15 protein-coding genes are annotated in these 16,764 nt (G+C 67.6%); 6 read left to right on the top strand and 9 right to left on the bottom strand.

Going from position 1 to position 16,764, the window contains the following annotated elements; all coding sequences use genetic code 11:
- Positions 1 to 4: 4 nt before the first annotated feature.
- On the bottom strand, positions 5 to 1,729 hold the full coding sequence (locus tag AB0M45_RS27430) for a hypothetical protein (protein ID WP_364335117.1): 1,725 nt from the start codon (positions 1,727 to 1,729) through the stop codon (positions 5 to 7).
- 438 nt (positions 1,730 to 2,167) lie between these two features.
- Positions 2,168 to 2,413, bottom strand: a complete 246-nt coding sequence (locus AB0M45_RS27435) for a hypothetical protein (protein WP_364335119.1) — start codon at positions 2,411 to 2,413, stop codon at positions 2,168 to 2,170.
- Positions 2,414 to 3,027: 614 nt separating this feature from the next.
- Here AB0M45_RS27435 and rox point away from each other — a divergent pair.
- Positions 3,028 to 4,455, top strand: coding sequence for a rifampin monooxygenase (rox, locus tag AB0M45_RS27440; RefSeq protein WP_364335121.1), 1,428 nt, complete (start codon positions 3,028 to 3,030; stop codon positions 4,453 to 4,455).
- Between the two features lie 91 nt (positions 4,456 to 4,546).
- On the opposite strand, the gene AB0M45_RS27445 is transcribed toward rox, so the two are convergent.
- Positions 4,547 to 5,242: a MerR family transcriptional regulator gene (locus tag AB0M45_RS27445; protein WP_364335149.1), complete on the bottom strand. Its 696-nt coding sequence runs from the start codon at positions 5,240 to 5,242 to the stop codon at positions 4,547 to 4,549.
- A 112-nt stretch (positions 5,243 to 5,354) separates the two neighbouring features.
- On the opposite strand from AB0M45_RS27445, the gene AB0M45_RS27450 reads away from it, so the two are divergent.
- Positions 5,355 to 6,572: an erythromycin esterase family protein gene (locus tag AB0M45_RS27450; protein WP_364335123.1), complete on the top strand. Its 1,218-nt coding sequence runs from the start codon at positions 5,355 to 5,357 to the stop codon at positions 6,570 to 6,572.
- A 288-nt stretch (positions 6,573 to 6,860) separates the two neighbouring features.
- Complete coding sequence (locus AB0M45_RS27455) at positions 6,861 to 8,081, top strand: FAD-dependent monooxygenase (protein ID WP_364335125.1); 1,221 nt, start codon at positions 6,861 to 6,863, stop codon at positions 8,079 to 8,081.
- Positions 8,082 to 8,440: 359 nt separating this feature from the next.
- Here AB0M45_RS27455 and ychF read toward each other — a convergent pair whose 3' ends face one another.
- The 3 genes from ychF to AB0M45_RS27470 all read right to left on the bottom strand — a co-directional run bounded on the left by ychF (position 8,441) and on the right by AB0M45_RS27470 (position 11,294).
- A complete protein-coding gene (ychF, locus tag AB0M45_RS27460; RefSeq protein ID WP_364335127.1) occupies positions 8,441 to 9,535 on the bottom strand; it encodes a redox-regulated ATPase YchF in 1,095 nt (364 codons plus the stop codon).
- A gap of 104 nt (positions 9,536 to 9,639) precedes the next feature.
- On the bottom strand, positions 9,640 to 10,563 hold the full coding sequence (locus tag AB0M45_RS27465; protein ID WP_364335129.1) for a zinc-binding dehydrogenase: 924 nt from the start codon (positions 10,561 to 10,563) through the stop codon (positions 9,640 to 9,642).
- Between the two features lie 131 nt (positions 10,564 to 10,694).
- The gene (locus tag AB0M45_RS27470) at positions 10,695 to 11,294 is read right to left on the bottom strand and encodes a TetR/AcrR family transcriptional regulator (protein ID WP_364335131.1); all 600 of its coding nucleotides are present in this window, start codon (positions 11,292 to 11,294) and stop codon (positions 10,695 to 10,697) included.
- 75 nt (positions 11,295 to 11,369) lie between these two features.
- On the opposite strand from AB0M45_RS27470, the gene AB0M45_RS27475 reads away from it, so the two are divergent.
- Genes AB0M45_RS27475 through AB0M45_RS27485 form a run of 3 tightly spaced genes read left to right on the top strand, consistent with a single transcriptional unit; the run spans position 11,370 to position 13,321 of the window.
- On the top strand, positions 11,370 to 12,002 hold the full coding sequence (locus AB0M45_RS27475; protein ID WP_364335133.1) for an NAD(P)H-binding protein: 633 nt from the start codon (positions 11,370 to 11,372) through the stop codon (positions 12,000 to 12,002).
- 48 nt (positions 12,003 to 12,050) lie between these two features.
- Positions 12,051 to 12,887: a helix-turn-helix domain-containing protein gene (locus tag AB0M45_RS27480; protein ID WP_364335134.1), complete on the top strand. Its 837-nt coding sequence runs from the start codon at positions 12,051 to 12,053 to the stop codon at positions 12,885 to 12,887.
- A gap of 11 nt (positions 12,888 to 12,898) precedes the next feature.
- On the top strand, positions 12,899 to 13,321 hold the full coding sequence (locus AB0M45_RS27485; RefSeq protein ID WP_364335136.1) for a VOC family protein: 423 nt from the start codon (positions 12,899 to 12,901) through the stop codon (positions 13,319 to 13,321).
- Positions 13,322 to 13,323: 2 nt separating this feature from the next.
- Here the strand turns inward: AB0M45_RS27485 and AB0M45_RS27490 are convergent, their stop codons facing one another.
- From AB0M45_RS27490 to AB0M45_RS27500, 3 genes are all read right to left on the bottom strand, one after another.
- On the bottom strand, positions 13,324 to 14,145 hold the full coding sequence (locus AB0M45_RS27490) for a carbohydrate ABC transporter permease (protein WP_364335151.1): 822 nt from the start codon (positions 14,143 to 14,145) through the stop codon (positions 13,324 to 13,326).
- 83 nt (positions 14,146 to 14,228) lie between these two features.
- On the bottom strand, positions 14,229 to 15,104 hold the full coding sequence (locus tag AB0M45_RS27495) for a sugar ABC transporter permease (protein ID WP_364335153.1): 876 nt from the start codon (positions 15,102 to 15,104) through the stop codon (positions 14,229 to 14,231).
- 47 nt (positions 15,105 to 15,151) lie between these two features.
- The gene (locus tag AB0M45_RS27500; RefSeq protein WP_364335138.1) at positions 15,152 to 16,465 is read right to left on the bottom strand and encodes a sugar ABC transporter substrate-binding protein; all 1,314 of its coding nucleotides are present in this window, start codon (positions 16,463 to 16,465) and stop codon (positions 15,152 to 15,154) included.
- Positions 16,466 to 16,764: the final 299 nt, after the last annotated feature.

The following is a 16,764-nucleotide window of genomic DNA, read 5'->3' on the forward strand; positions in this document are numbered from 1 at the left end:
CGGGTTACCTGGCAGTGAGCTCGGGCTCGTCGGCCACACGCGGTGTGGTTGCGGCGAGGGCGTCTCCGGTTTCGTGCGCGATCGGTCCGGCTGCGATCAGTGTGTCCTGATCCAGGCGGGCCTGGCGATCGCTGTCTCCCGTGTGCGTTGCCCGGTCCTCGGCGACACGCGTGGTCATCGGCTCCCACTCGTCGAGCGCGATCGATTCGGAGTGCGTCTCGGCCGTCTCCGCACCAGCGACATGTTCCTCCTCCGTCCCAGCGGAACCAGGGGAGGTCCGCTCATACGGAACAGCGAGGAGACGCTGCGGCGGGTTCTCGGCGAGCACGGGCTGTGCTGGACGCTCGGCGGGCACGCGCTCCGCCAGGCGCTCGGCAGGCACACGCTGCGCTGGGTGCTCGGCAGGCACACGCTCCGCCAGGCGCTCGGCGGGCACGCGCTCCGCCAAATGCTCGGCAGGCACGGGCTCCTCTGGATGCTCGCTGATCCGGATCCGGTGCAGTGTCTTTCGCACCGCCGCCGCCAACCGTGCATCCAGCTCAGCTTCATCCGCACTGGCATCGGCAGATGCTTCCGGCCCGCTCGCGGGCACCACGGGAGGCCGTTCGGCCGGGGGAAGCGGTGTTGTAGCGAGCCACAGCTCAGTGAAGGGCGGCGCGGGCGCCATGGCAGCGGGATCGGCACCAGGTGCAGGGATTTCGGCCTCGGCGGTGGACTGCTCCGCGGTGCTCCGTTCGTGCTGAGCGGCGTCGATGCGAGGTTGCCGTGGGGGATCCGGGGTCTCCGTAGCGTCGGCGGGCTGGTCGGCGGCACCGGCAGCGCGCTCGCCAGCGCGGCGCGCGGTCGTGGGCTGCTGGGTGAGGATGCTCGGCAGGATCTGATTCGCGGCTCCGCCGACCTGGGTGAGCGCCGCCAGCCGCTCCTGGAGATCTTCATGGTCGGGTACGGCCGTGGTCGCTTGCTCTATCGCCCGCCCGTATCGCTCGGCGACGAGCCGGTGTGTGACGAGCGCGACGCCGATCATGATCGGCGCGATCATATGGATCCCGATGCCGGCCACGTCGCCTGTCCTGAAGTAGGGGAACGTGTTCAACGCGATGCTCGCTGTCAGCAGGACGCCCTCGACGGTGTACACCTGCCACAGCCGGTCGATCACACCCCACTCGGCGGTATCGGCGGTGGACAGCATCAGCGCGATGAGTACCGCGCTGATCAAGGCTTCCAGGCCGTACGACAGCCAGAACATCGGATTGGCCGCGCCGCCGGTAGGTGCGATGTTCTGCTGCACCGTGACGGCGGAGAACAGCATCGAGAACCCGACCACACCGGCGAGCAGTCCCAGCACACGCGGTTTGCGCTGGTGCAGACGAGCGACTTTCGCGTGCGGGCTGCTGCTGTGCCGCTGCTCCCCGATCGCCTGCGCGGCCCGCAGCAGGTCGGCGGCCTCACGTTCGGCCAATTCGGCCGCGGTGCGCCGGACCCGCTCCGCGGCATCGGCGGCCGCCTGGATACGCGCCCGCTGCTCGTGGCGTTCATAGTCACGCACGAGCTCGGCCAACTCGCGAGACGCGGCGAGCTCTCGCTCCGACAATGCTTCCAGCAGTGCCGGATCGTCCTGGTGCGCCAACCGCTCATGCGCGATCTGCACCCGGTCCGGCAGAGCACCGGCCACCAGATCATCCACAGGCTGCGCCGCGGCGGGCGCTTGGGTCGTGAAACGACGGAGCATCAGCAAAGAACCTTTCCGACGATCGAGTGTTCCAGACGCAGCGCGCCGGAGCAGCTCCGGCCGTCCACGTTTCTCCGTCGAACGCGACGACCGCCTCGGCCGAGACCGAAAAGATAACCCGTCATCGAAAACCGTTCGACCCGACGAGCAATCGGGTCGCGGTTGTCCGTCGTCGGACGGGGCAAGGAGTCGGCCCGAACAGCAAGCCCAGATCGGCTGCCATGTCCAGCAGCTGCGGCGGCGCGACAAGCGCATCCGGACTGAGCCGCCCAGCGCACGTCAACGGTCATCTCGGGCACTTGGTCGCGACCGCTCACGTCCGCTATGTAGCCGTCGCCCACGTCACCCCCTGCGCAATAGCTTGTTTCGGTGCCGGGCTCGCTGGGCACTTCTGTTGACGCGAACGGCTGGCAAGAGCTTGCCCAGGGACCCTATCGATCACAGTTGTAAGCGGCCATCGAGCCTCGACGTCATCGACATCGACATCGAAGATGACACGGCGCGCCGCATCACCCGCCCGATGTGACCGTCGAGATGCACACGCCCCGGCACGATGACCGCCTCCGCCTGGGCCCGCTCAACCTGATCGAGCAGCAAGCCGACCGGATCGTCCGTCTGCGCCGACAGCGCAATCGTTTTGCGACTCGCAACCCTCACCGGACTGGTTCGATTGGGTTTCCGCAATCCGCTAACCGTCACCCGTTCCCAGCCGCGACGATGCCCGCCAGTTCATTACGACACCAACCCGAGCACCCATATCCCGAAACTTCGAAGACGCGGGCCGGACGTCCTCACCCGCGCCGAACCACTCTGCCTGGCCGGCGTCAGCCCGCGCCTGCCGTTCCTTATCGAGGTCGAACCCAGGGCGAAAGATCTGAAACGTCTCGCGGTAGTCGAGCCCAGTTGCGATCACAGCCCTGAACGCCGCCGCGAACGAGCTCGGATCGACACAAGCAGGTTGGGTGCCTCCGAGCGAACTCGACATTCTGGATATCCATCCCGCGATGCGGCTCAGGATCGACCATGGATACGCGAATTCGACTGAGCCGTATCGGTCAGGCGTCAGCGCCGAACAACCGCACAAAAGCAAAGGCAAGGAGGTTGCTCACTCCTTGCCACTCTCAACATATAGCGCACCCGGGGGCTTGCGGCAAGACCCGGGTCATGCCGCAGAATCTCCGGCCGTAGCCAGAACCTGCGGGAATCAGGGATTCGCGACGTAGGTGTGCTCGCGGGTGTGCGCCACCGGATCGTGCGGAGCAGCTGGCCGAAACGCAATCTCAGGGAATGGACGGTTCATGTTCGACGTAATCGTTGCTGGCGGTGGACCGACCGGCTTGTTGCTGGCCGGTGAGTTGCGCCTGCACGGTGTGCAGGTGCTCGTGCTGGAGAAGGAGGCGGAGCCGACCAGGTTTGTCCGGGCGCTCGGTCTGCACGTGCGCAGCATCGAGGTGATGGACCAGCGCGGTTTGCTGGAAAGGTTTCTCGCGCACGGCAAGCAGTACCCGCTCGGCGGTTTCTTCGCCGGTATCGACAAGCCCTCGCCCGAGCGGATGGACACCGCGCATGCCAATGTGCTGGGCATCCCGCAGACCACCACCGATCGCCTGCTGGCCGAGCGCGCCATCGAGCTCGGCACCGAGATCCGGCGCGGCTGCCAGCTGGTCGGGCTGAGCCAGGACGACCACGGGGTGACCGCCGAGCTGGCCGACGGCACGCAGCTGCGCTCGCGCTACCTCGTCGGCTGCGACGGCGGCCGCAGCACGGTGCGCAAGCTGCTCGGCGTCGGCTTCCCCGGTGAGCCCACCAGGGTCGAGACGCTGCTGGGCGAGATGGAGGTGGCCGTGTCACCGGAGACGCTGGCCGCCGTGGTCGGCGAAGTCCGCAAGACCCAGAAACGGTTCGGCGCCATGCCCTTCGGGGAAGCGGTGTACCGCGTCGTCGTGCCCGCCGAGGGAGTGACCGAGGACCGCTCGGTCCCGCCGACCCTCGAGGAGTTCAAGCACCAGCTGCGGGCAATCGCCGGCACCGACTTCGGCGTGCACTCACCGCGCTGGCTGTCCCGCTTCGGCGACGCCACCCGGCAGGCCGAGCGCTACCGGGTCGGCCGGGTGCTACTGGCCGGCGACGCGGCGCACATCCACCCGCCGACCGGCGGGCAGGGGCTCAATCTCGGTGTCCAGGACGCGTTCAACCTGGGCTGGAAACTGGCGGCCGAGGTCGCCGGCTGGGCGCCGGAGGGGCTGCTGGACAGCTACCACAGCGAACGGCACCCGGTGGCCGCCGACGTGCTGGACAACACGCGTGCGCAGATCGAGCTGATGTCCACTGAGCCGGGTCCCCGGGCAGTGCGCCGGCTGGTGTCGACATTGATGGACTTCGAGGAGGTGAACCGGTACCTGATCGAGAAGATCACCGCGATGGGTGTGCGCTACGACTTCGGCGAGGGGCATGACCTGCTCGGCACGCGCATGCGGGACGTGGGGCTGAAGCGGGGCCGCCTGTACGAGCTGATGCACGGCGGCCGCGGGCTGCTGCTCGACCAGACCGGCCTGCTTTCGATTGCGGGGTGGGCGGATCGGGTCGACCACGTCGTCGACGTCAGTGAGGAACTGGACGTGCCCGCCGTGCTGCTGCGGCCGGACGGCCACGTAGCGTGGGTCGGTGAGGATCAGCGGGATCTGCTCGAGCAGCTGCCGCGGTGGTTCGGCGCCGTCGTCGGCTGAGTTCGCGGGTTGGGGGATGGCCGGGGCCACGAGCACGACAGGTCTACCCGCGAATATGAACCCTGCCATCACTACGTCGTCGCCCGCCCTGCTACGTCTGATCGAGCATGGTGAGGTAGGTATCGAGCTGGGCCGCGCCGGTGAGAAGGTTGCGGCTGCGCGTGGTCAGCCGGTCCTGCCAGGAGTCGAGGAAGGCGCTCAACGCGTCCTTCCCGCCCGCCTTGCGCAGTGCATCGATGAATTGGGCGACCTGGGGCAGCAGGTAGCCGCCCCGGCGCAGCTGCCGTGCGATCTCGGCGTCGCGTACGCAGTCCGGTCCGTATTCGCGGTAACCCGTTGCGCGGTCGCGTTCAGGGCGCAGGATGCCCTGGGTCTCCCAGGTACGCAGCGTGGCCGGGTGCACGCGGAGCCGGCGCGCGAGTTCGCCCACGGTCAGCGGTCGGCCGTGGACAGGGGTCGGTGTCGTGGTGGACAGGCTGCCCAGGGCCGTTGCGACCTCGGTGCGGGTGTCGCGTTCGGCGAGCAGCGCGACGTGCGCGGCGTCGATGAGCCGGTAGGCGGACTCGGTGTCGCCGTGGTTGGTCGCGCGCATGATCTCCATTGCCTGCTGATGTCCGTGGCCACGGCGCAAGGCGAGGAAGGCGCGTAGGGCCTGCGCGTGCAGGGGCGTGTAGCGCCTGTAACCGGTCTCGCTGCGCTCAGTCGGCGGGAGGATGCCCGCGTCGTCGTAGTTGCGGATCGCCTGTGCGGACAACCCGTGTTCCCGGGCGAGGTCGATGGGCCGCAGCTTGCACCTCCGATTGAGGCTTTGATCTCTGTGTCTCAGGTAAAAGTCGCAAAAGTTTCACCCGAATCTTCAACGATACGGTCGAAGGAAGTTCCTTCGGAAAGGGGTGTTCATGTCAACTGCCGCATCACTGCGTGGAGTCGGCCGCCAACTCGACGACCCGGCCAGCCTGGGCCGCGCCGTCGACGAACTGCTCGGCGCGCGGACCGAGCCGCCGACCCTGCTCGCCCTCGGTGAGCCGATCCACGGGATCGAGGCGTTCCCAGTGCTGCGCAACGAACTCCTCGGCCACCTCGTCGACCGGGGGTACCGGTCGATCGTGCTGGAGACCGACGTTTTCGCCGCGTCCGTTGTCGACGACTACGTGCGCGGGGGAACGGCGGAGATCGACGAGGTGCTCGCGACCGGGTTCAGCCACGGGTTCGGCGCCGTGCCGGGCAACCGTGAACTCGTCGAATGGCTCCGCGCCTACAACGCCGGCCGCGCACCGTCGGACCTGGTTCGCTTCTACGGCTGCGATGCGCCGGTGGAGTTCTCCGGCGCGCCGAGCCCGCGGCGCGCACTGTCCTGGGCCACCGACTACCTACCCGAGGCGCTGCGTCCCGAATCAGTCCGCGACCTCGACGCGCTGCTCGGCGAGGACGCGGACTGGACGAACGAGGCGGCCATGTTCGACCCGGCGGCGTCCGTCGGCGACTCCGACCGCGCTCGCGCCCTGCGTATCGTCGCCGACGACCTCGCCAGCACGCTGCGCCGCGCGGCACCCCGCCTGCGTCCCGCCGACCCGACCGGCTACGACCACGCCGTCGCGCACGCGCGCACTGCCCAAGGCCTGCTGCGCTATCACGCGGCCATGGCCAGCCCCGCACCGGGTCGCATCGCGACCTTGCTCAGCCTGCGCGCCGAGATGATGGCCGAGAACCTGTTCGCGATCGTGGCCCAAGAGCAGCAACGCGGGCCGAGCCTGGTGTTCGCGCACAACGTCCACCTCCACGGTGCGCAGTCCGCCATGTCGGTCGGCGAGGAGGACGTGAACTGGTGCAGCGCTGGCGCGCTCGTGAGGTTCACCCTCGGCGAGCGCTACCTGTTCCTGGCAACCGACGCCAGCACCGACAGCGATCCGGGCACCCTACAGCATGTGTTGGCCGAGGCGACCACCCACCGTGCCCTGTTCCCGGCACCGGCCCTGCGCACCGCGCTTCCTCCGTCGATCGGCACGGGCAAACCGATCGTGCCCGGCCACATCCCGCTCGACCCGGCAGACTTGGACGGCGCCGACGCGGTCATCTTCATCGCCGACACCGACGGAAAACAGCACCAGTACTGGTAGCGGCTTTCATGCGAGCAGGTCGATCGCTACCACGAACACGCCCATGTCCCAATGGAGCTGGTCATCAGGCAGGCTGGTCCTTCTCCGACGCGAGCCAGATTTGCAGGTTCTGCGGGTTGATCGCTCGATAATCCGATTCAGGATGTTCGCAGGAACGTGGACACGATCTCGGCTGCACCGATGAATTCTGGGTGAATCCGTCGTCGATACCTCTGGATACACCGACAGCGGTGGGTCAGAGCAGAAGCAATGGATCCGGACAGTGATCCGGCGGGAGCGGGAGGCGCAGTGAGCGGGACAAGGGTGTTGGTGGCGGGGGCGAGTATCGCGGGGCCCGCGCTGGCCCACTGGTTGCGTCGGCGGGGGGCCGAAGTGACCGTGGTGGAGCGGGCTCCCGCGTTGCGTCCGGGTGGGCAGGCGGTGGACGCGCGCGGAGTGACCAAGGAGGTCATCCGGCGGATGGGGCTGGACCCGGCGGTGCGCGCGGCCTGCACCCAGACCATCGGCGCGCACACCGTGGACGTGGACGGCAACGTGCTGGAGACCTATCGCGCGGACGACGACGGCGGCGACGGATTCATCGCGGAGATCGAGATCCTGCGCGGTGACTTGTCGCAGGTGCTCTACGACGACACCCGCGACGGTGTCGAGTACGTCTTCGGCGACCGGATCGCCGAACTCACCCAGGACACGGACGGGGTCGACGTGGCTTTCGCGGGTGGCGATCGGCGGCGTTTCGAGCTGGTGGTCGGGGCGGACGGGCTGCATTCGGCGCTGCGCACAATGGTTTTCGGGCCGCACGAGCAGTTCGTCCGCCATCTCGGGCACGTGCTGGCCTTTTACAGCGTGCCCAACGAGTTCGGGCTGGACAAGTGGCTGATCGAGTACCAGGAGTCCGGGCGCTCGGCCGGCCTGCGGCCCATCCAGGACGCCACCCGGGCGATGGCCATGTTCTCCTTCCCCGCGGCCGACCTCGTCGTCGACTACCGCGACATCGCGGCCCAGAAGCGCCTGCTGCGCAAGCGGATGGCCGGCATGGGCTGGTTGACCCCCGCCATCCTCGCGCATCTGGACGACACCCCGGACTTCTACCTCGACCAGGTCGCCCAGGTGGTGATGGACCGCTGGTCGAGCGGGCGGGTGGGGCTGCTCGGGGACGCGGCGTTCAGCTCGTCGCCGATGTCCGGGCAAGGCACCGGGCTGGCCCTGGTCGGCGCCTACCTGCTGGCCGGTGAACTGGCCGCCGCCGGGTGGGACCCGGAGGCCGGGTTCGCCGCCTACGAGGGGCGGATGCGCTCGTTCGTCCAGGCCAACCAGGAGATCGCCCGATTGAACGCCCGCAGCCGCGACGTCTCCGGGCCGGATGCCGAGCCGGGCCCCGATTTCACCGGAGAGTGGTTCGCCGAGCTGGTCGAACGCGCGATCAACGGCGTCGAACTGCCCGACTTCGCGGGGGTGCGAGACTCGGGAGCCGGCCGGACCGCCGATCACCTCGCCGGCGAACCGTAGGTGTCACATACCGTGTCGAGCGGGACGACGCCTCGGTCGGCCAGAGCGTGTGGACCACCTGGCCGTAGCCGGTGCCGTCCCGGGGATCGAGCTCGATATCCCTGCGCTGATTCGGGAACAGGCGCAGCGCCCGAGGTGGTTGCCCCGGGGCGTTGACGCGGCAGGACGACACCGACCGGGCCGCCGTACGTGCAGGCGCGGCGATCCTGGCTCCGCATCTGGCGTGAACGCACGGAAATGCCGCATACCGCGCTAACCGAACCAGCCATCCCACAGTGTCAACCGAACGGCTGAGCCCCCACCCGGACACCGAATGGGGGCTCAGCAGAGTCTCTACCAGCAGCGATACCCGCACCGCCTTACTTCTTCGCAGACGCTAATCCGCTGCGGAACTCGACCACGTCGCCGTCGGCCATGACGTAGTCCTTGCCTTCCATGCGGACCTTGCCTGCGGCTTTGGCGGCGGCCATGGAACCGGCCTCGACCAGGTCGTTGTAGGCGACGACCTCGGCCTTGATGAAGCCGCGTTCGAAGTCGGTGTGGATGACGCCGGCGGCCTTGGGGGCGGTGTCGCCTTGGTGAATCGTCCAGGCGCGGGCCTCTTTCGGGCCTGCGGTGAGGTAGGTCTGGAGGCCGAGGGTGTGGAAGCCGGCGCGCGCCAGGGCGTGCAAGCCCGGTTCGGTTTGGCCGATGGACTCGAGGAGTTCGAGGGCGGATTCCTCGTCGAGTTCGAGGAGTTCGGCTTCCACCTTGGCGTCGAGGAAGACCGAATCTGCCGGGGCGACGGAGGCTTTCAGCTCGGCGACCTTCGCTTCGTCGGTGAGGACCGACTCGTCGGCGTTGAAGACGTAGAGGAAGGGCTTGGTGGTGAGGAGGGAAAGCTCTGTGAGGAGTTCGCTGTCCACCTTGTCGGCCGCGGCGAACAGGGTGGTGCCGTTGTTCAGGATCTCCTGGGCGGCCTTGGCTGCGTCGGCGACCGGTTTGCGGTCCTTCTTGACCTTGGCTTCCTTCTCCAGGCGGACAACCGCCTTCTCCAGGGTTTGCAGGTCGGCGAGGATGAGCTCGGTCTCGATCACCTCGATGTCGGCGGAGGGGTCGACGCGGCCGTCGACGTGCACCACATCGTCGTCGGCGAAGACGCGCACCACCTGGCAGATGGCGTCGGCCTCGCGGATGTTGGCGAGGAACTTGTTGCCAAGGCCCGCGCCCTCGGAGGCGCCCTTCACGATGCCGGCGATGTCGACGAACGACACGGTGGCGGGCACGATGCGTTCGGAGCCGAAGATCTCGGCCAGCTTGTTCAGCCTCGGGTCGGGCAGCGGAACGACGCCGATGTTGGGCTCGATGGTCGCGAACGGGTAGTTCGCGGCGAGCACGTCGTTCTTGGTCAACGCGTTGAACAGCGTCGACTTTCCGACGTTGGGCAGGCCGACGATTCCGAGGGTGAGACTCACGAGGAACAGAGTCTACGCGGCGCGCGGACTCCTGCCGTGAGTGGCACATGGTGGAGAGGTCTTCTCGGACTTCACCGCAACCATGTGCCACTCGCGCGGTTCATTCAGGGGGTGAGGATGACTTTGCCGAGGTTGGCGCGGTTCTCGATGACGGTGTGGGCCGTGGGGGCGTCTTCCAGGGCGAATTCGGCGTGGATGGCCGGGTGCAGCTGGCCGGACGCGAAGTACTGCCACAGTTCTTGGCGCCAGTGCTCGTAGACGTCCGGTTGGTCCTGGGCGATGCGGGCCATTTGGAAGCCGATCACCGATTTCGCGCCGACGAGCAGGTCGTATGCCTGGATGGTGCCGCCGCCGGAGCTGTAGGCGACCAAGCGCCCACCGGGAGCAAGGGCGGCGATCGCGGGCGTGAGCAGGTCGCCGCCGACGGCATCGAGGACGTAGTCGGCGGGCGCACCCCAGGACTCCTGGTCGTACTCGACCACGTCGTCGGCGCCGAGCTTCTGCACGAACTCCGCCTTGGCGAGATCGGACACCGCGCCGACCACCCGTGCCGCGCCACGCACCCGCGCCAGCTGGACCGCAAGGTGGCCGACGCCGCTCGCGGCGGCGGTGATGAGCGCAGTCTCCCCCTCCTTCGGTGACGCGGCGTCGAGCGCACCGAGCGCTACCAGTCCGCTGCGCACCAGCGCGACCGCGTCGACGGAGGAAGCTCCGTCGGGAATCGGCGAGGCCATAGCGGCCGAGAGCAGCGCATAGTCGGCATAACCGTGCCCGAACACCAGTCCCGTCACGCGGTAGCCGGGCGCGTACCCGTCAACGCCCTCGCCTACCGCGACCACCTCACCGGCGATCTCCCCGCCCAGCGCGATCGGTTCCCGCTGCTCGCGCACCTTCCGCACCACCGGCAGGGTCACCCCGACCGCCTCGACGCGGACCAGGAGCTCACCCGGCCCTGGCGTCGGAACCTCGACCGAGACGAGCTCGAGCACCTCGGGACCACCGCTGCGCTCGTATTGCACCCGCCGCATCGCACCTCCAGAAATCGTTAGAAGAGGCAACGGTAGCGCCCGACCCGACTCAACTACACGCTGTAGTGGTCGATCTCACCGTCGGATGCCACGCGCGGAGAGATTCCCGCCATCGACGACTTCCGTGCGGATCAGCTCGACGCACCGCCAGCAGATGAGCCGAGGCCACGAACCAGAGTCCGCGCCAGACTGCGAGCGACTTCATCCGATGCCGGTTCGGCGTCCGGACCGGACTGGTAGTAGCGCAGAAACGCCTGATGGAAGCAGGCGCCGTCGAGCAGGGACGCCGCGGCGATCACATCGGTTTCGGCGCTGATGCGGCCGAGTTCGCGCTCGGCACGCAGGTATTCCGCGATACCCGCGATGGCATGACCCGGTCCAGCCCCGTGACGCTGCATCGAATTACGATGCGCGGCCATGCGTTCCGGCTGCGCGAGCAGACCACCGAGCAACGGGAGCGACTGCTGGTAGAAGCTCAGCGCGGCGCGGGCCATAGCGGTGAGATTGTCGGCTACGGCGGCCGTCCCGGGCTGGGGCGGCGCGGAAGCCGGAGTAGGCATCCGGTGGCGGAGGACGTTGAGGATGATGTCCTCCTTATCGCTGAAGTGCTTGTAGAGCGTGGCCTCGGAATATCCGGCAGCTTTGGCGATCTCCTTGGTCGTGGCGTACACCACACCGCGGTTGCGCATGATCTCCGCCGCCGCGTCGAGGATCTGGTCGCGCGTACCCATCACTGCTCCCGGTTGACAAGTTAGTAAGTACTCACCAATCATAGGTTAGTGAGCACTCACCAACCAGGAGCACCCATGCGAATCACCGTCTTCGGAGCGACCGGCAATACGGGCACGCGACTTGTTCGCCAGGCACTGACAGCAGGGCACGAAGTCACGGCGGTCGCCCGGGGAAAACACTCGATGCCGGACCATCCGCGGTTGCGCGTCGTGGTGGCCGACGCAATGAATCCCGCGGACATCGTCGAATCGGTTCGTGGCGCCGACGCCGTGTTGAGCACCATCGGATCCCGAGAGAAAGGCCCCACCTCGGTCTGCACGGACGCGGCACTGTCGATCAGCAAGGCGATGGAACTAGCGGGCGCGCAGCGACTCGTCCTGGTCAGCAACAGCGCCGGAGTCCCCGGGCCGGGCGATGATTGGTTCACCCGCTTCGTGGTGAAACCGCTCATCCTGCATCCGCTCCTGCGGCACAGCCTTGCTGATATGGCCGCCGCCGAGCAGGCGGTCCGTGATTCGGCGCTCGACTGGACGATCGTCCGCGCACCACAGCTCACCGACAACGCGGCGAAGGGGTCCTACCGCACCGCGGTCGAGCGCAACGTGCTGTTCGGCATCCGCGTCACCCGCGACGATCTGGCGACCTGTCTGCTGGACCTGGCCACCACCGAAGCGGCGCTCCACAAGCACGTCAACGTCGCGAACTGACCCGGAGTTCACCTTGCGGTAGCACACGCGCGGCGTAGCGTGACCGGTATGGAGCCGACCACGGAGGTGGTGACGGCGCGTCCGGCACCTATGCTCGCGGCGTTCATCGACCGCTACATCGGCTACCGCATGTCCGGGTTCGCCGCGTCGATCCATCGCGGATTGCCGTCGCGGCATATGACTTTCATCGTTGCCATCGGTCCCACCATCGATGTCGTCGAGCAAACCGATCCGCGCAAGTCTCCGCAGAACTACCGCTGCGTGCTGAGCGGTCTGCAGGCGAGCACCGCGCTGATCGCGCACGACGGCTACCAGGAAGGGGTGGCCGTGGAGTTGACGCCGCTGGGCTGCCGGACCCTGTTCGGCATGCCGGCTGCGGCGCTGTGGGACACGTCGGTCGAATTCGCCGACGTGGTCGGGCCGGTGGGCACGGAGCTATGGGAACGGTTGCAGCACGCGCCGACGTGGCCGGAACGCTTCGCCGCCTGCAACCGGGTGCTCTCGGCGCTCACCGACCCCGATCGTGTGGTCGGTCCCGAACTGGCTTGGGCATGGCACGCCTTGGTCCGTTCCGGCGGCGGCGTCGCGGTCGGCCCGCTGGCCGATCGGATCGGGTGGAGCAGGCAGCATCTGACCCGCCGGTTCAATCGCGAGTTCGGCTCGAGCCCGAAACTCGCGGCGCGGATCATCCGTTTCGAGCGGGCCCGGCGGATGCTCGCGCACACCCCCTCCTACATCACCATCGCTCAGGTGGCCGCCGCCTGCGGCTACTACGACCAGGCCCATCTCGATCGCGATTTCGCCGACCTGGCGGGAACGAGCCCGACGGCGTGGCTGGCCGAGGAGGTTCCATCCGTCCAAGCCTCCGAGGATGTCGCCGGATGACGATGAACGGCATGACGAACCCGACAACTACCGAAACCAGCACCCGCACCGCCGTCTGGCCCACCCTGACCTTCCGCGACGCCCGCGCGATGGCCACGTTCCTGGTCGAGACATTCGGATTCCGGGAGACCGCGCGCTACGCCCGCGAGGACGATCCGTCCATCGTCGAACACGCGGAACTGCGCTGGCCACTCGGCGGCGGCATCATGTTCGGCTCGGCGGGCAAGGACGACAGCCCGTTCGGCACCCGCCCGCCCGGCACCGACTCCGTCTATCTGGTCTGTGCGGACCCTGACGCCCTGTTCGACCGAGCCACCGCCGCGGGCGCCGAGGTGGTCCGCGGCCTGCGCGACGAGGACTACGGCTCGCGCGGGTTCACCGTGCGCGACCCGGAGGGCAACCTCTGGAGCTTCGGCACCTACTGGGGCGCCTGAGTTCAACGACCGCCGAGCCCCGACATCGCGATGCCGCGGATGAACGCACGCTGGGCGATCGCGTAGATCACCAGCAGCGGAATCAGGATGACGACCGCGGCGGCCATGAGTATCGGCCACTGGGTGTGGTACTGGCCTTGCAGCCGGACCAGACCCAGTGTCGCGGTGGCGACGTCCTCACGCTGGATCATGACCAGCGGCCAGAGGAAGTCGTTCCACACGGTGATCCAGGTGAGCACGGCGAGCACCATGAGGGCCGGACGGGTGTGCGGCAGCAGGACCCGCCAGTAGACCTGCCAGGTCGTGCAGCCGTCCAGGATGGCGGCCTCCTCCAGTTCGGTGGGCAGCGTGCGGAAGAACTGGCGCATCAGATAGGTCCCGAACGCGCTGCCGAAGAGGCCGGGCACGATCATCGCCCACGGGGTGTCCACCCAGCCGAACGCGCGCATCAGCAGGAACTGGGGAATCACCGTCACGGTCAGCGGCACCATCAGCGTCGCGAGGTAGGCGAGGAAAAGCATGTCGCGACCGCGAAAGCGCAAGCGCGCGAACGCATAACCGGCCAGCGAGCAGAAGAAGACCTGCCCCGCCGTAACGCACAGCGCGTAGACCGTGGTGTTGAGCAGCATCCGCCCCAACGGCACGAGGTCGAAGACCTTCCCGTAGTTGGACCACTGCGGCCGTTCCGGAAGGAACGCGGCGTCGGCGATCTCACCGTCCCGCTTCAGCGAGCCCGACACCGCCCACAGGATCGGCAGGAGCGCACACCACGCGATGCCGGCCAGCGCGGCGTACACCGAGGCCCCGCGGACCACCCGCCGCATGATCGCCCGCTCGACCCGGCCACGCGCGACAACCGCGCCGCCGCGCCGCACCGGCAACGCTCGGCGCACCACCTCGACAGCGTTCATTGCTCGACCTCCGCCCGCCGGGCCATCCGCAGTTGCAGCAGTGTCAGCAGGAAAAGCATCGCGAAGATGACCCAGGCAAGCGCAGAGGCGTAGCCCACCTCGTAGAAGCCGAAAGCGTTCTGGAACAGCATGATCCCCAGCAAGTAGGTGCCCGTCTCCGGACCTCCGTTGCCGCCGGTCAGCGCGTACGCCTGATCGAAGGCCTGCACCGAATTGATGATCGTGATGATGAAGACGAACGACAGCGGCCCTCGAATCAGCGGCAGGGTGATGGCGGAGAACCGCCGCAGCGCGCCCGCGCCATCGATCTTCGCGGCTTCGTAGAGCGTCTCCGGCACACCCTGCATGGCGGCGAGCAGGATGACCGTCGCGAACGGCACGCTCTTCCATACGGTGACGATGCTCAGCGACACCAGCGCCCAGTCCGGGTCGGTCAGCCACGGCACCGCGTCGATGCCGAACCAGCCGAGCGCGACGTTCAGCAGACCGTCATCGGTGAACAGGAACCGCCACACCACCGCCATTGCGACCGCGGAAGCGACCAACGGCAGAAACGCGATCGTCCGAAAAACGCCGATACCGGGTAGCTTTCGGTTCAGCACGGCGGCTACCGCGAGTCCGATCACCACGGTGGGCACCAATGTGAGCACTGTGAAAACGGCCGTGTTGCGCACCGCGATGAGAAACAGCGGATCGGATCCGAACAGCCTCCGATAGTTGTCCAGGCCGACGAACCGCATGGGACCGAACAGGTCCCACGAATGAAAACTCAGGTAGAGCGAAAAGCCCAACGGAAACAACAAGAAAACCGCTACGGCCCCCACATTGGGCGCGACGAATGCCCAACCGGCGCGTTCCCGTCGCCGCGCCAAGCGGGACGGGGCACAACACGCGGCTTTGCCCGCGGTTTGCGACCGGCTCATCGTGCCTCCAAGAGGGCGTCGACGTCGGAAGCGAAGCGGCCGTCCAAGGAATCAGCGGTGGCGGCGCCGCGCAGGACGCGGTTGGAGCCCCGCTCGAGCAGTGCGGAAACCTTGCCCCAAACGGGTGTCACCGGCAGGGGCCGCGAGTTGGCCGGGCCCTCGGTGAACACCTCGATATTCCGGATCTCGCGGTGCGCGGCGGCGAATCCCGGCGAACTCATGGCGGACTTCAGCACCGGAACGAACAGACCGGACGCGGCGATAATCTCCTGTCCCACCGGCCCGGTCGCGAATTTGACGAACTCCCAAGCTTGTTCGATGCGCGGACTGTCCGCGGCAATGGACAGTCCCGTGCTGCCGACGTCGGTAATGGCGCCGGGACCGCCGCGCGGACCCACCGGCAGTACCGTGACGTCGATGGCGAGATCGTCGTGCCCGGCGAATTCGGAGTACAGCCAATGCCCGCCCAAGGCCATCGCCGCCCGTCCCCGCCGGAACAGGTCCGGCGCCGAAACCGACAGCGTATCGGCGGCCTTCGGCGCCACGCGGTGGCGTACCGCGAGGTCGGCGTAGAACTGGAATCCTTCGGCGAACCTCGGATCACCGATATTGGTTCTGGTCGGATTCACCGACGGTGTGAACCACTCGGCGCCGTTGTTCATGCCGAAGCAGGCTGCCGAGAAGTAGGGCACCCAGGCGTCGGCGAAGCCCCACCGGGTCCGCCCGGAGGAATCGTGCTCGGTCACAGCGCGGGCGGCGGCCAGGAACTCGTCGAACGACCAGGCGTCACGCCAGCGAGCGGGCGGGGTGATCCCCGCATCGGCGAACGATTGCCGGTTGTAGTACAGGAACACTCCGGACCATTGCTCGGGAAGGGCGTACTGGCCACCGGCGTAGTTGAAAGTGTCGTACAGCGCCGGGTAGCTGTCGGCGCGCAAGTGGGCCGCGTACTGCGGATCGCGCTCCAGCAGCGTGTTCAGATCCAGCAGCACTCCGCGCTCGGCCAAGCCGGAATACAGCAGCTCCCAGGCCATCAGCACGTCCGGGCACTTGCCGCCCGCGCAATAGGTGAGCATCTGCTGCATCGGGTCCGGACCCGACATGATGGTGCGAATCCGGATGTCCGGGTGTCGTTTCCGGAACTCGTCGATGATCTTCAGCCGCACCCGCGCCTCTTCCGGCCTGGCCTGGAAGAAGAACGTCAGCGCGTCGTCATCGGAGCCGCAGCCTCCGGTCGCCAGCAGCGGAGCGGCCAGCACCGACCCGAGCAGCGTCCGGCGACGGACCCGGGCGACGGGATCGGCACGCAACACAGCCCTCCTCCAGGGCGGACGTGGACCTTCTTCGAACCGCATGGCAGCATACGTTCGGCTATCACAAGGTGACGGCTGACACATGAACAATATTTCACGCTGCTCGCCCGGCGGCCGGAATCGGCACGACGGCGATCATCGATCGGATACGTTGTCACGTGTTTCAGCAAGATCCTGCGCGTTTTACAGGAGAGTAGGCCGATGGCGACAATCGAATATCTGCGGACCGATCCCGATCTGCCGCCTGTCGGCGTGGTCGACAAGTCCCCGATCACTCCGGCCAAGAAATTGGTCTT

The sequence above is a fragment of the Nocardia sp. NPDC051787 genome (assembly GCF_040681325.1).
Taxonomy (GTDB): domain Bacteria; phylum Actinomycetota; class Actinomycetes; order Mycobacteriales; family Mycobacteriaceae; genus Nocardia.